Raw genomic sequence first — 13,502 nt, forward strand, 5'->3', positions numbered from 1 at the left:
TTTCGGTAGGTTGGGGACATCGTGAACCAACCGCCGAATTCCCCTGGGTACCCGCAGTCCGCGCTCCCCGGTTGCTGGTGGCATCCGAACCGCCCGACCGGACTCAGCTGTGCGCGCTGCGGGCGACCGGCCTGTCCGGACTGCCTGCGTGAGGCACCGGTCGGGTTCCAGTGCACCGACTGCGTGCACGGTGCCGCACAGCAGCAGCGTCAGCAGCACCGCGGCTACCGCCGTTCGGACCTGGGAGCGCGCACCATCGCCGGGGCGCGTCCGTCCAGTTCGGTGACCGTGACCGCGACGCTGCTCGCGGTCAACGTCGTCATCTTCTTGATCACCGTGGTCCAGGCGAAGAGCCTGTTCGACAACGGCAGCGCCCAGCTGCAGCAGCTCGGCGAGCTCTGGACCTATCCCACGCTCGGCGGCGGTGAGTGGTGGCGCATCTTCACCTCGGGCTTCCTGCACTACGGCCCGATCCACATCGCGGCGAACATGTTCTCGCTGTGGATGATCGGCCGTGCGCTGGAGCAGGTCTTCGGCAAGGTCCGGTTCCTGGCGCTGTACTTCGTGTCGATGCTCGGCGCGTCCACCGCGGTGCTGCTGTTCGACGCGGCCAACCGGCCGTCCGCGGGTGCCTCCGGGGCCCTGTTCGGGCTGATGGGCTGCTACGCGGTGATCGTGTTCAAGCTCCGGCTGAACCCCACCGGCCTGATCATCACGCTGGTGATCAACGCCTACATCACGTTCTCGATCGCCAACATCTCGATCCTCGCGCACGTGGGCGGGCTGGTCACCGGTGCGCTGGTGGCCGCCGCGATGCTGTACGCCCCGGAACGCGATCGGGTCCGCTGGCAGACCATCGGGATGGCGATCATCGTGGTCGCGCTGATCGGGCTGTTGATCTGGCGAAGCACGCAGGTCCCGTCGCTGGAGTGCCAGTTCGGGATGCTGCGCGGCGCGCAGTCCTACGTCTGCGGCCGGTGACCCCAGCCCGCTCGTACCGCGTCCAGCACCTCCAGTACGTCGCGCGGGTCCTCGCCGAGGTCCAGCTGCCCGAAGACGAACAGCTGGTCCCCGTGCTCCACTTCCAGCGTGACGCCGTCGCGGCCGAGCCTGCGGGTGCTGCGTAGCCGGGTCGTGGTGCCCGGCCACGGGAGCCGGTGCGTGCCGCCGAGGGTGCGGGCGGCGAGACCTCCGGTGTCCGCGGTCAGCCGGGGCCGCACGATGCTCCAGTGCCCGGCGAACGCGCCCACCGCGACGGCGGCCAGCGCCAGCAGCACCGCGCCCTTGCCGTCGCCGAAAACGCCGTCCGCCACGGCCCCGGCCAGCAACAGCGCGGTCAGGCCCCAGGCCACTACCACAACGTTGCGCCGGGGTGCCCACGAGGTGGGGTGGTTATCCACAGGGGTTATCCACACTGGGGATGAGTCACACCGGTGTGATTCGCTGTCAAGCGGCCGTCCGGGCTAATGATCAGCGCCACCGCATCGTCATGAGCAGGCCGACGATCATCGCGGCGAAACCGATGGCGAAATTCCAGTTGCCGAGGTCGCTGAGGAACGAAACCTTGTCGCCTGCGATGTAGTTGACGATGAGCCACAGCAGACCGAGCAGCATGAGGCCGAACATGACGATCTTGTAGAACAGGTTCGACGGGCCCGCGGCCTTGACCTTCACCGGCGTCCGGCGGTCGGCAGGCGGGGTGTACGCGGTCTTCTTGCGGACCTTGGACTTCGGCATCGTGTTCCTCGCGTGCTCTCGGCTCTTCTGGTGGCGCATCCTGGACGAGGTCCCGCTGTCGGGGTGCGCAACCAGCGCCACGGGGACACGTTAACGTAAACGACGGCTCCGCAGCACCGGGCGGGAGCGGTCGGGGTTTCAGCGACTGTGACATGAGCGCCACCAGGAGTTCCGAGCAGGGGCCGGGGCGGGCGCGGGAGGAGCTTGCGTGACGCCACAGGATTGGCCGGGAGAGGACGACCGCAGACCTCCCGGCGCAGGTGCCGAAGGTCCGCGTCGCCGTCAGCCACCGCCCGCAGCGCCGGCCCCCGGAGATCCCGGACACCTGGCCACGCCACCACCGCGAAGAGCCGGTGACGGACCTCGGCGGCCGCGGCGAGACCGGCCACCGGAAGGATCACCCGAACCGCCCAGGCCGATCGACCGGGGGGAACCCGGCGGCCCGGTCGACCCGGATGCCGGGCGCCCGCGCCGTCCTGCGCCCACCGAGCAGTACCGCACCGGCGGTCCGCGGCGCCGGTCCGACGATCCCCGCCGGACCGGCGACCAGAGCACCGAGCGGCGCAGGCGGGCCGATCCCGGCACCGGACGGCGCACCGGCAGCCTCGGCGGCGATCTGAGCCCGAGCAGCGGCACCGAGCCCGGCGGCGGCCCCGGTACCAGTCGTCGGCCAGGTGACGGTCGAGGTCCCGGTAGTGCCGGGGAGTTCGGCGGCGGTCGTAAGCCAGGTGGTGGCCGGGGTCCCGGTGGCGTCGGGGAACCCGTCGACGGGCCAGGCCCCGGCCGGGAGCCCGGTGGTGGTCGGCGTTCCGGTGGTGATCGGCGTTCGGCGGTCAATCGCCGGTTGGACGGCGAGCTGGGTTCGGACGCGGAGCGGCCCCGGTCGGCGGAGGATGCTCCGCGGCGTGCGGGTGGCCAGCGCCCCGCTGGTGGCTCGCGGCGGCGGGAAGCGGCGGCTGCACGGGCGGAGCGTCCGAGTGCCGCCGGTGAGTCCCGGCGTTCAAATGACGTCGGTGAACCGTGGGGTGCCGCTGACGAGCCGCGGCGTTCGAGTGCTGCCGGCGGGCCGCGGCGGCGGATGACCGGGCCGGGGTTCGGCGATCAGCCGACCGAGGTCTTCGCGGCGGTCGGGGACTCCGCGGCCGCCGGGGACACCGCGGTGCGGGAGAAGCCCGCCCTTGCGCCGCTCGGTAAGGGTGGCGTTGCGATTCGCACCGCCGGGGAAGTGTTCATCACGCTCGGCGTGGTCGTGTTGCTGTTCATGGTTTACGAGGTCTGGGTGACCGACCTGTTCTCCGCCGAAAAGCAGTCCGTCGCCAGTGACCAGCTCGACGGCGACTGGGCCAAGGACCGCACGCTGCACCCGGAACTGGTGGACGGCAAGGCGTTCGCCCGCATCCACATCCCGTCGTTCGGGGCGGACTTCAACTTCACCGTCCAGGAGGGCACCGGCGAGAACGCGCTCGCCGTCGGGCCCGGCCACTACAAGGGAACCGCGCTGCCGGGGGAGCCCGGCAACTTCGGCATCGCCGGGCACCGGGTCGGCAAGGGCGCCCCGTTCAACGACCTGGACAACCTGAGTTCCTGCGACGAGATCGTGATCGAAACGCAGACCGACTTCTACCTCTACAAGGTGCTGCCCTACGACGACGAGATCGACGGCTGGTCGAGCGGCAAGGGTGCCGAACCGGCGTGCAAGGGCGTTTCGACGTTGCGCGATTCGAGCGTTGCCGGTGGCGGACCGTACGAGAAGACGTTCGGCCGCAAGGTCGTGCTGCCGAGTCAGGGTGACGCGGTGAACCCGGTGCCGTACCAGCCTGCCGGCGTGCTGCCGAAGGCGCAGCAGGCCGCGCTGCTCACGCTCACCACCTGTCACCCGCAGTTCTCCGCCAAGCAGCGGCTGATCATCACGTCCGTGCTCACCCAGCAGGTGCCGAAGTCCCAGGCGAAGGACTACCCGACCCTGCTGACCAAGATCGGTGGTGCCTCCTGATGTACGGCTGGCTCTGGCGGCATCTGCCGGGTCCGTTCGCGGCGAAGCTGGTGATCGCGATCGTGCTGGTGCTCGGGATCGTCGCGTTGCTGATGTTCGTGGTGTTCCCGTGGCTCGATCCGTTGCTGCCGTTCAACGACGTATCGGTGGACAACTGAGGCGGTTCGGCGTCTTCCTGGTCTCCGCGCGGTTTCCCGGTCAGGAAGACGCCGACGTGCTGCGTCGCACCGTGCGGGCGGCCGAGGCCGCGGAGGCGGCGGGCTTCGACGACGTCTGGCTCGCCGAGCACCACTTCATGCCCTACGGGGTGTGCCCGTCGGCGATCACGCTCGCTGCGCACCTCCTCGGGCGCACGGAACGGATCGACGTGGCCACGGCGGTGAGTGTGCTGTCCACAACGCATCCGGTGGCGCTCGCCGAACAGTGGTCGATGCTCGACGCGGTGTCCGGCGGACGGCTGCGCCTCGGCGTCGGCCGCGGTGGGCCGTGGCAGGACCTGGAGGTGTTCGGCACCGGCCTCTCGCGGTACGAGCGGGGATTCGCGGAGTCGCTCGACCTGCTGCTGGCCGCGACCACCGGCACGGTGTCCGCAGGCGGCGAGCAGTTCGCCTTCCGCGAGGTACCGGTGACCCCGGCGCCGCGCCGCCGGCCGCGGGTCGTGGTGGCCTGCGGCAGCGCGGGCTCCGGCTCGGTGCGGCTGGCCGCGGACCGTGGCTTGCCGCTGTTGCTCGGGATGCACGCGGACGACGAGGGGAAAGCCGCGACGGTGGCTTCTTACGGTGCGCCGGCCGCGCACGTGTCGACGGTGCTGTGCCAGGTCGGCGAAGGCGCGGCGGATCTGGTGCGGCGGACGTTGCCGGGCTGGCTCGCACCCGGCCTTCGCGCGCACGTGACGGTGGACGGCAGGCCCGGTCCTTCGCGAGACCCCGTCCAGTACACCGAACGGCTGTGCGCGATCCACCCGGTCGGCCCGGCCGGGTACTGCGTGGAGACGCTGGAAACGAGCCTCCGGCGCACCGGCGTCTCCCACGTGATCATGTTCGTGGAGGCGTCCGGTACGCCGGAGGGCACGGTGGAGAACATCGCGCGGATCGGCGCCGAGGTGCTGCCCGCGCTGAAGGGTTAGCAGTCGCGCAGTTCCGGGCTCTGGTTGAGCAGCTGCCCGCGCACCGACACGAACGCCCGGTACCGGTCACCGTCCACTTCGGACGTACGGAACACGGCGACCCGGTGGCAGTTCTGGAATGCCAGCTTCACGCCGAAGTGCCGTTCCAGCCCGCCGCGGATCGCGTCGGAGGCGAGTGCGCGCAGCAACTGCCCGCGGGCCGCCTCGCTCGGTGGCGGGGTTTCGTTGTCCGCGAAGCCGTCCGCCGCGCCCTCGGCCTCGGCAATGACCCCGGTGATGACGTCCCACGCGTACGGCAGCGATTCCCGCACGCAGGTCACAAACTCCGCGTCGGAGACCTCCCCGCGCTCGGCCTTCTCCAGCAACGCGGGCGATACGTCCAGCGACAAGACAACCTCCATGGTGAGTGGTTCTCTTCCTGGCTACCGGGCGCACCGGACCCGGACAAGGGAAAACGAGTTTCATCACCACTTCGGTGGATCACTCCCACCGGAACAGCCGTACCGCCAGCGCCGTACCGCCCAGCGCGAACGCGGCCAGTACGACGAACTGCAGCGGTTGCACACCGGCGCCGACCCAGGCGTCCTGCAGTGGCTGGGTGCCGGGCGGGGTGTATGCGCCGATCTCGCGGATCACCTGCGGCAGCAGTGGTCGCGGGAGGTAGACCCCGCCGAGGAACATGATCGGGAAGAACACGATCATGGCCAGTCCACCCGCACCCCTGCTGGTCCTGGCCACCGAGGCGGCGATCAGGCCGAGGGCGAACACCGAGACCAGGCCGAGCAGCAGCGTGAGCACGAACGACAGCGGATGCCGGGGCATCGGCACGTGGAACGCCACCCGTGCGGCCGTGAGCATCAACCCGGTCCCGGTCAGTGCCACCACGGCATGCACCAGCACCTGGGCGAGCAACAGGTACGCGGGAGGCACCGGGGTGGTCGCGAGCCGGCGCAGCACGCCCTGTTCCCGGTAGCCGGCCACGGCCGCCGGGATCGCCTGCAGGCCGAGCATCGCCAGCGCGATCACCACCAGCGACGGAACCCACAAGTCGATGAAGCGATATCCGCCGGTGCTGTCTCGTGGCTGGTCCATCCCGGGAATGAAGCCGACGCCGAGCAGCACGACGGTGGGCAGCAGTACGCCGAAGGCGACCCAGACCGGCGTGCGCAGGAGCAGTTTCGCTTCGGTGGCGGCGAGTTTGCCGAAGGTGGTCATCGTGGCGGGTCCCCTCAGTCGCGTCCGGTCAGCGTGACGAATGCATCGTCCAAAGTGGATTTCTCGGTGGTGGCGATGAGCTCGGCCGGGGTGCCGGTGGCGATGACGCGTCCGGCGTCGAAGATCGCCACCCGGTCGCACAGCCGTTGTGCCTCGTCCATGAAGTGGGTGACCAGCACGACTGTCACGCCGGCGGCGCGCACGCCCTCGACGAGTTTCCAGGTGTCTCGGCGAGCGTGCGGGTCGAGGCCGGTGGTCAGCTCGTCGAGGATGGCGATCTCCGGATCGCCGACCAGCGCGAGCGCGATGGACAGCCGCTGCTTGAGCCCGCCGGAGAGCTTGCCGAAGCCGGTGTCCCGGTGCTGCTCGAGGCCGAGCCGGTGCAGCAGGTCCCCGATGTCGGCAGGATGCGGGTAGAACGTGGCGAACAGTTCCAGCGCCTCGCGCACCCGGAGCTTGTCCGGCAGCCGGGCGTCCTGCAGCTGGGTGCCGACGCGGCGGCGCAGTTCGGCGGAGGCGCGTGCCGGATTCAGCCCGAGCACGGACAGCACGCCGGAATCCGGGGTGCGCAGGCCCTGGAGGCATTCGACGGTGGTGGTCTTCCCGGCGCCGTTGGTGCCGAGGATGCCGAAGATCTCGCCGCGCTCGACGGTGAACGAAACGCCGTCGACCACCGTCCGGCCGGCGTAGGCCTTGCGGAGTTCGGTGACTTCGATAATGGACATGGAAAACACGCTAGAAGTCCGCGAAGTCCGGCAGAATGACCCGGAAACCCCAGTTCAGGTGGGATTTCGCTGACCCGGGGGTGGGGCTGGACCCACCTCGCCCCTGGGGCTGCGGGCAGTGCCCGCAGCGGGGTGGCGGTCCAGACTCGGGCGCGGGAGGAATGGCCATGGGATCTGTCCGGCGGGCCGGGAAGCTGGCCGGTCTCGCTCTGCTGAGCTGGGTCGACGTGGTCATCGAGCTGGCTGCCTTCGTGTTGCTCTGCGTCGGGATCGTGTTCTGCTACGCCCCGGCGCTCGAATGGGCGCGTGCCCGCTCGCGGCGTACCCGCGAGCTGGTCGGACTCTGGACCGGCGAGGAGATCCCGAGTCCGTACCTACCTGCCCCGGCCGAGCCGGAACGCGAGCGGGACGGCTGGTACCGCGACGGCAATCAGCTCTACCGGCGAGCCTGGTGGATCCGCTGGAGCCGACGTTTCACGTGGATCAGGGAGGATCCGGCAACCGGACGGGAACTCGCCTGGCAGCTGATCAACCCGGTGGTCGCCGTGGTGTTCGCCGCGTTCTCACTGGTCGCGGGGCCGGCTGCGCTGCGCGGGTACGCGCGCTGGACGCGTTACTGGCTCGGCCCGCGACCGGCGCGGAAGCGGACCCGGCTGGCCAGGCGGTCCGAGCTGCTCGGGCAGCTGTTCGGTCTGTACCTGATCTCCCTCGCGCTCCTGACGACCGCACTGGTCCAGCTCGTGGTGCTGATCGGGGCGCCGGCCCTGTTCCCCGGCGCGGTGCAGCACGGCCGCACGATCGCGGACACCTTCCGTCGCGAGGCGGAGAACTGGACCGGGCTGCGGATCGCCCGGCCGTACCTGCCGCAACCGGCACCGCCGGTTGCTCGCGCCGACGGCTACTACCAGTACGGCAAGCGGCTCTACGACCAGCCCTGGGCGCCACTGCGCCGGAACCGTGCGCGCTGGATCCTGCGGGACCGGGCGACCTGGCGCGATATGGCCGCCGGACTGGTGCTGCCGGTGGCGTTGCTGGTGCTCTGGGTGCCGTCGGTCGCACTGGTGATCTGGGGCCTGTTCGGGATCGTCTCGCTGTGGATCGGTCGGATGTTCACGGACCTGTCGGTGCTTTCCGGCTGGTTCGAGATGGTCGGCCTGCCTGCGGTGACCGGTGTCTGGTCCGCGGTGGCGATGACGTTCGTGGCGCTGGCCGCGGTGCTGCTGGCCCTGTTACCGACGCCGTGGCAGCTTCGGCTGGCGGCGCGACTTGGCAGGCTGCTGCTCGGGCCCACCGAGGCAGCTCAGCTCGCGCAGCGGGTGCGCCAGCTGGACCAGACGCGTACCGACGTGACCGTTGCGCAGGCCGCCGAGCTGCGGCGGATCGAACGCGACCTGCACGACGGAATCCAGTCCCGGCTCGTCGCGATGGGTATGCAGCTCGGCGCGGTCGAGGCGTTGATCGACCAGGATCCCGCAGCGGCGAAGGAGCTGGCGGCGCAGCTGCGCACGGCGTCGTCGGAGGCGCTCACCGAACTGCGCTCGCTGGTGCGGGGCATCCACCCGCCGGTGTTGGTCGAACGCGGGCTGACCGATGCGGTGCGTGCGGTGGCGCTCGACAGTCCGTTGAAGGTCGAGGTCACCGGCACGGTGGCGGGACGGGTGCAGGAGCAGGTGGAGGCATGCGCCTACTTCGCCGTGTGCGAATTGCTGGGCAACGCCGCGAAACACGGCGAGGCGCGACGCGTGACGGTCGGGTTCGAGTACCTCGACGGCCTCCTGCGCATCACGGTGACCGACGACGGAAAGGGTGGTGCTGAGGCCGCGCGCGGCTCGGGGATTCGGGGTATCGAACGCAGGCTGGGTGGTTTCGACGGTAGGTTGACGCTCGTCAGCCCACCAGGCGGACCGACCGAGGCGATCGTGGAGGTGCCGTGTCAGCTCGATCCTCCGCGCGCCCCCGTACCGTCATCGCCGAAGACCAGTACCTGCTCCGAGACGGTCTGACCCACCTGCTCACCGCACACGGCTTCGACGTGGTCGCGGCCGTGGCCTCCGGTCCGGAACTGGCCGCGGCACTGCGCGAGCACCGGCCGGAAGTGTCGATTGTGGACGTTCGAATGCCGCCGACCAACACCGACGAGGGTCTGCAGGTCGCGCTCGCCGCCCGGCGGGAGATTCCCGGCCTGCCGATCCTGGTGCTGTCGCAGCACGTGGAGCAGCTCTACGCCCGCGAGCTGCTTGCCGACGGTGCCGGTGCGATCGGCTACCTGCTCAAGGACCGGGTGTTCGACGCGGGCCAGTTCATCGACGCGGTCCGTCGCGTCGCCGAAGGGGGTACCGCAATGGACCCCAAGGTGATCGCGAAACTGTTGGCAGGCAACGCTTCCGACCCGCTGGCCGGGCTGACCCCGCGGGAACGCGAGGTGCTCGGCCTGATGGCGGAAGGCTGCTCCAACGCCGCGATCGCCACCCGTCTGCACTTCAGCGAGGGCGCGGTCGGCAAGCACACCGCGAACATCTTCGCGAAGCTGGATATCGGTGCCTCCGACGACACCAACCGGCGGGTGCTCGCCGTGCTGGCCTACCTCGGTGCCGGCTGAGCTTCCTCCCGAGCACCCGCTGCCGGTCAGTCCCGGGAGACCCGCACCATTTCCTCGCGTTCCACGACCTTGATTCGTTCCCGGCCGTGTGGTTGGCCGAGTGCCTTCTCGTGCGTGTCGAGTTTGCCCCAGCCTGCCCAGGTGGTGAACGGGATGCCGCGGGAGGTGAGGAAGTCCAAGATGGCGTCCGGGGAAGTGTGTTTCGGCGCGGCGAGGGTGTCCGCGTCGGCCAGCAGGCTCGCCACCGTCTCGGCGGCGTCGCCCTTCGTGTGGCCGATCAGTCCGACCGGACCCCGTTTGATCCAGCCGGTCACGTACACGCCGGCCAGCTGGTTCTCGTCGAGGTCCAGCACCCGGCCCGCGTCGTTCGGGATCACGCCTGCCAGATGGTCGAACGGGATCTCCGGCAGGTGCGACGAGAGGTAGCCCACCGCGCGGTACACCGCCTGCACGTCCCAGTCGCGGAATTCGCCGGTGCCGCGCACCGAACCGTCGCCTGCGTACTCGGTGCGTTCGGTGCGCAGTCCGGTCACCCGGCCGTGCTCGCCGAGCACTTCCGCCGGTGCGTGGAAGAAGTGCAGGTGCAGCCGCCGCGGACGGGCGCCGGGGTCGCGGATCGCCCACTCCTGCAGTGTCTTCACCACCATCTCCACCTGCTTGGACGCGCGCAGCTGGGCGACGCTGGCCTCGTCGAACTCCATGTCCTCCGGGTCGACGAGCACCTCGACGTTCGGCGAGTGGTCCAGCTCCCGCAGCTCCATCGGGGTGAACTTGGCCTGCGCCGGACCGCGGCGGCCGAACACGTGCACGTCGGTGACCGGGCTGGCCTTCAGTCCCTGGTAGACGTTCGCCGGGATTTCCGTGCTCAGCAGTTCGTCCGCGGTCTTGGCGAGGATGCGGGCGACGTCGAGCGCGACGTTGCCGACCCCGAGCACGGCGACCGAGCTCGCGGTCAACGGCCAGTCACGCGGGACGTCGGGGTGGCCGTCGTACCAGGACACGAAGTCGGCCGCGCCGTGGCTGCCGTCGAGGTCGATGCCGGGCATCTCGAGCGCGCGGTCGGCCATCGCGCCGGTCGCGAAGATCACCGCGTCGTAGAACTCGCGCAGGTTGTCGAGCTTGATGTCGGTGCCGTAGTCGATGTTGCCGAGCAACCGGATGTTCGGCCGGTCCAGCACCTTGTGCAGTGCGGTCACGATGCCCTTGATCCGCGGGTGGTCGGGCGCGACGCCGTAGCGGATCAGCCCGAACGGCGCGGGCATCCGCTCGAGCAGGTCGATCTCCACGTCAGCGTCGGACTTGTCCAGCAGGTCGGCGGCGTAGATGCCGGCGGGACCGGCACCCACCACGGCGACACGAAGAATTCGGCTCACCCAACCCACGGTAAGTTAGGTAAGGCTAACTTACACTGTGATGTGGACTACGGTTCACTTCGTGGGAGCCGTTAAGCTGACCGCATGCGTGTTCTCGTCGTCGACAACTACGACAGCTTCGTCTACAACCTCGTGCAGTACCTGGCCCAGCTCGGTGCCGACTGCACGGTGTGGCGCAACGACGTCGTCGAGGTCGAGCGCGTGCCGGAGTTCGACGCGGTGCTCGTGTCGCCCGGCCCCGGCACCCCGGAGCGGGCGGGCCAGAGCATCGAGGTGATCGCGAAGTGCGCCGAAACGCGTACGCCGATGCTGGGGGTCTGCCTCGGTCACCAGGCGCTCGGCGTGCACTTCGGTGCCACCGTCGACCGCGCGCCGGAGCTGCTGCACGGCAAGACCAGCCAGGTGCAGCACACCGGAGCGGGCGTGCTCGCCGGGCTGCCGGAGGACTTCACCGCTACCCGCTACCACTCGCTCACCGTGCTGCCGGAGACCATCGACGAGACCGTCTTCGAGATCACCGGGCGCACCGAGAGCGGTGTCGTGATGGGCATGCGGCACCGCGCACTCCCGTTGGAAGGCGTGCAGTTCCACCCCGAATCGGTGCTCACCGAGGGCGGGCACCGGATGCTGGCGAACTGGCTGGCCTCGGCCGGGCACCCGGTGCCTGCGGAACTGGTGGACGACCTGGAGCGGACCACCCGCGCGTTGCAGAAGGCCGCCGCTGCGTGAGTCCGCTGCTCCGGCTCGCCGGCGTCGGCAAGCGGTACGGCGGCGGTGAACCGGTGCTCACGCACGTCGATCTCGCGGTACCGGCGGGCAGGGTGATCGGCGTACTCGGTACGAACGGCTCGGGCAAGTCCACCCTGCTGCGGATCATGGCGGGCGTTTCCACCGCGACACACGGTGTCCTGGAGGGCAGTCCGGCCATCGGCTACCTCCCCGACCGGTTCCCCGGCGGGCAGCGGCTCAGCGCACGGTCCTATCTGCGCCACCTGGCCCGGATCCGCGGGCTGTCCGAGCTGTCGATGATCGATCCGCTGCTGGCGCGGCTCGGGCTGGTCGGCGATCCGGATGCGCAGCTGCGCACGCTGTCGAAGGGCAACGCGCAGAAGGTCGGTCTGGCACAGGCTGTGCTCGCCCGGCCGGAGCTGCTGATCCTCGACGAACCGTGGTCCGGCCTCGACGCCGGTACCCACGCCGTGCTCGGCGAACTGGTCGCGGAGACCCGGGAACGCGGCGCGAGCGTGGTGTTCACCGACCACCGCCCTGCCGTCGTGCGGGAGTACGCCGACGAGGTTTACCGCCTGGATTCCGGACGGCTCGGCACCTTCGAGGCAGATTCGGAGACCACGCGGATCACCCTGTCGGCGGCAGCGGCACCGGTGCACGACTGGGCGGGCGAGCCCGGCGTGCGGACGGTGGCCGATGAGGCCGGCTCCGTGGTGCTGACCGTGGACGCGGCCAGCGCCGACGCCGTACTGCTGCGCGCGTTGTCGGCTGGCTGGTCGGTGCGGGAGGTGGCGCCGTGCTCGCCGTGAGCCGCTACTATCTGGCGCTGCTCGGACATTCCCAGCGGTACCTGCCCGCCGCGCTCGCGTATCTCGCGCTGTGCGCGATCCTTTACGCCGACCCGAATTCGCCGGTGCTCCCGCTGTATGGCGTGAGTGGCGGCGGTTTGCTGGCCGTCGGGTGCTGGCTGACCATCGCGGTGCTCGACATCGAGGATCCGGTGCAACGGCTCATCACACTCAGCCATGCGCGAAGTCGTCGCCGCACCATCGGCGGGGCGGTACTGGCGGTGTTCGGCTGCGCGGGCGTACTGACCGTGATCACCGTCGGCTGGTCGGTGCTGCGAGCCGGTGATCCGCGCTGGTCGCTCGCCGGCACCGGACTGCTCACGCACCTGGTGTGCGCGCTGCTCGGCATCGCGATCGGGCTGCCGTGCTCCCGGCTGCTCATCGCGCGGATCGGCTGGACGGTCCTCGTCGCGGTGCTGGCGCTGGGCGTGGTGCTGCTCGGCAAGTGGGTCCCGCTCGTGCACCCGTTGCTGCAGGCACTCATGTCCGGCACGGCCTACGGCGCGCCACTCGCCCTCGCTGCCGGTACTGCGGTGGCCGGGCTCGCGCTGAGCGCAGGCGTTGTCGGGTTCGTCAGCGCCCGCCGCGCTTGAACGCATCCGGTGGCGTTCCGCCTCGGCTGAACGCGTACCGAGTCGCGACCAGCCGATCTGCACTTTGCAGTCCGCAATTTCCGGACAGGGGTTCCCGCCCGGCCGGGTGTCCGGCTACCCTCTCGCCGTCTGTACGGCGCGTGAGGGGAGAACCTGTGACGGCAGGGATAGCCGCGATCACCGTCGACGGATCGGTGGACGAGCTGCGGCACCTGGCGTCCTGGCTCGGCGCCGAGGACGAACTGGCCGGAAGGGTGCGGCTGTCCGAGGAGGCAGGGCCCGCCGGTGACACGGTCGTGGTCGTGCTGAGCAGCGGTTCGGTCGGCACGCTCTGCCGTTCGCTGTTCGGCTGGCTGCGCCGACGGTGCGAGGAGAGACGGGTGTCGCTCACCGTGAAGCGGTCCGGGGCGGTGGAGGAACTCGATCTCGACTGCGGCGCCGGCACTGATGCGGACGAGGTGCTCACCAGTGTCCGGACGTTCCTCGACGGACGCTGAGCCCAGGTACGACAGCTCGGTGACGCAACGGGCCCGCACGGTGTCTACCGTGCGGGCCCGTTGTCCG

16 protein-coding genes are annotated in these 13,502 nt (G+C 70.1%); 10 read left to right on the forward strand and 6 right to left on the reverse strand.

Features of this window, described 5'->3' with window-relative positions; genetic code table 11:
- Positions 1-183: 183 nt before the first annotated feature.
- Complete coding sequence (locus tag ABD793_RS08975; protein ID WP_425548671.1) at positions 184-981, forward strand: rhomboid family intramembrane serine protease; 798 nt, start codon at positions 184-186, stop codon at positions 979-981.
- Here ABD793_RS08975 and ABD793_RS08980 read toward each other — a convergent pair.
- Both ABD793_RS08980 and crgA read right to left on the reverse strand, forming a co-directional pair.
- Positions 963-1,352, reverse strand: coding sequence for a PH domain-containing protein (locus ABD793_RS08980; RefSeq protein WP_344857512.1), 390 nt, complete (start codon positions 1,350-1,352; stop codon positions 963-965). The genes ABD793_RS08975 and ABD793_RS08980 overlap by 19 nt on opposite strands.
- A gap of 118 nt (positions 1,353-1,470) precedes the next feature.
- Positions 1,471-1,737, reverse strand: a complete 267-nt coding sequence (gene crgA / locus ABD793_RS08985; protein ID WP_344857514.1) for a cell division protein CrgA — start codon at positions 1,735-1,737, stop codon at positions 1,471-1,473.
- Positions 1,738-2,815: 1,078 nt separating this feature from the next.
- Between crgA and ABD793_RS08990 the strand changes: the two genes are divergently transcribed.
- The 3 genes from ABD793_RS08990 to ABD793_RS09000 are packed head-to-tail and all read left to right on the forward strand — an operon-like array spanning position 2,816 to position 4,856.
- Complete coding sequence (locus ABD793_RS08990) at positions 2,816-3,730, forward strand: class E sortase (RefSeq protein ID WP_344857516.1); 915 nt, start codon at positions 2,816-2,818, stop codon at positions 3,728-3,730.
- Positions 3,730-3,888: a hypothetical protein gene (locus ABD793_RS08995; RefSeq protein ID WP_344857518.1), complete on the forward strand. Its 159-nt coding sequence runs from the start codon at positions 3,730-3,732 to the stop codon at positions 3,886-3,888. Before ABD793_RS08990 ends, ABD793_RS08995 begins: the two co-directional genes overlap by 1 nt.
- Positions 3,889-3,944: 56 nt before the next feature.
- A complete protein-coding gene (locus ABD793_RS09000) occupies positions 3,945-4,856 on the forward strand; it encodes an LLM class flavin-dependent oxidoreductase (RefSeq protein WP_344857520.1) in 912 nt (303 codons plus the stop codon).
- Here ABD793_RS09000 and ABD793_RS09005 read toward each other — a convergent pair.
- The 3 genes from ABD793_RS09005 to ABD793_RS09015 all read right to left on the reverse strand — a co-directional run bounded on the left by ABD793_RS09005 (position 4,853) and on the right by ABD793_RS09015 (position 6,796).
- The gene (locus ABD793_RS09005; protein WP_344858090.1) at positions 4,853-5,245 is read right to left on the reverse strand and encodes an SCO5389 family protein; all 393 of its coding nucleotides are present in this window, start codon (positions 5,243-5,245) and stop codon (positions 4,853-4,855) included. The two genes, ABD793_RS09000 and ABD793_RS09005, sit on opposite strands and share 4 nt — an antisense overlap.
- A gap of 91 nt (positions 5,246-5,336) precedes the next feature.
- Complete coding sequence (locus ABD793_RS09010; RefSeq protein ID WP_344857522.1) at positions 5,337-6,071, reverse strand: ABC transporter permease; 735 nt, start codon at positions 6,069-6,071, stop codon at positions 5,337-5,339.
- Between the two features lie 14 nt (positions 6,072-6,085).
- Positions 6,086-6,796 carry an ABC transporter ATP-binding protein gene (locus ABD793_RS09015; protein WP_344857524.1) on the reverse strand — a complete coding sequence of 237 codons (711 nt, stop codon included), beginning with the start codon at positions 6,794-6,796 and terminating at the stop codon, positions 6,086-6,088.
- A gap of 167 nt (positions 6,797-6,963) precedes the next feature.
- On the opposite strand from ABD793_RS09015, the gene ABD793_RS09020 reads away from it, so the two are divergent.
- Complete coding sequence (locus tag ABD793_RS09020; protein WP_344857526.1) at positions 6,964-8,799, forward strand: sensor histidine kinase; 1,836 nt, start codon at positions 6,964-6,966, stop codon at positions 8,797-8,799.
- Positions 8,796-9,395, forward strand: coding sequence for a LuxR C-terminal-related transcriptional regulator (locus tag ABD793_RS09025; RefSeq protein ID WP_344858092.1), 600 nt, complete (start codon positions 8,796-8,798; stop codon positions 9,393-9,395). Before ABD793_RS09020 ends, ABD793_RS09025 begins: the two co-directional genes overlap by 4 nt.
- A 26-nt stretch (positions 9,396-9,421) precedes the next feature.
- On the opposite strand, the gene ABD793_RS09030 is transcribed toward ABD793_RS09025, so the two are convergent.
- Complete coding sequence (locus ABD793_RS09030; RefSeq protein WP_344858095.1) at positions 9,422-10,741, reverse strand: FAD-dependent oxidoreductase; 1,320 nt, start codon at positions 10,739-10,741, stop codon at positions 9,422-9,424.
- 111 nt (positions 10,742-10,852) lie between these two features.
- On the opposite strand from ABD793_RS09030, the gene ABD793_RS09035 reads away from it, so the two are divergent.
- The 4 genes from ABD793_RS09035 to ABD793_RS09050 all read left to right on the forward strand — a co-directional run bounded on the left by ABD793_RS09035 (position 10,853) and on the right by ABD793_RS09050 (position 13,435).
- The gene (locus tag ABD793_RS09035; protein WP_344857527.1) at positions 10,853-11,497 is read left to right on the forward strand and encodes an aminodeoxychorismate/anthranilate synthase component II; all 645 of its coding nucleotides are present in this window, start codon (positions 10,853-10,855) and stop codon (positions 11,495-11,497) included.
- A 5-nt stretch (positions 11,498-11,502) separates the two neighbouring features.
- A complete protein-coding gene (locus ABD793_RS09040; protein ID WP_344858097.1) occupies positions 11,503-12,306 on the forward strand; it encodes an ATP-binding cassette domain-containing protein in 804 nt (267 codons plus the stop codon).
- On the forward strand, positions 12,294-12,938 hold the full coding sequence (locus ABD793_RS09045; RefSeq protein ID WP_344857528.1) for a hypothetical protein: 645 nt from the start codon (positions 12,294-12,296) through the stop codon (positions 12,936-12,938). Before ABD793_RS09040 ends, ABD793_RS09045 begins: the two co-directional genes overlap by 13 nt.
- A 155-nt stretch (positions 12,939-13,093) precedes the next feature.
- Entirely contained in the window at positions 13,094-13,435 is a 342-nt protein-coding gene (locus ABD793_RS09050) for an effector-associated constant component EACC1 (protein WP_344857530.1), read from the forward strand.
- Positions 13,436-13,502: the final 67 nt, after the last annotated feature.

Source organism: Amycolatopsis ultiminotia (genome assembly GCF_039536925.1).
Classification (GTDB): Bacteria; Actinomycetota; Actinomycetes; order Mycobacteriales; family Pseudonocardiaceae; genus Amycolatopsis; species Amycolatopsis ultiminotia.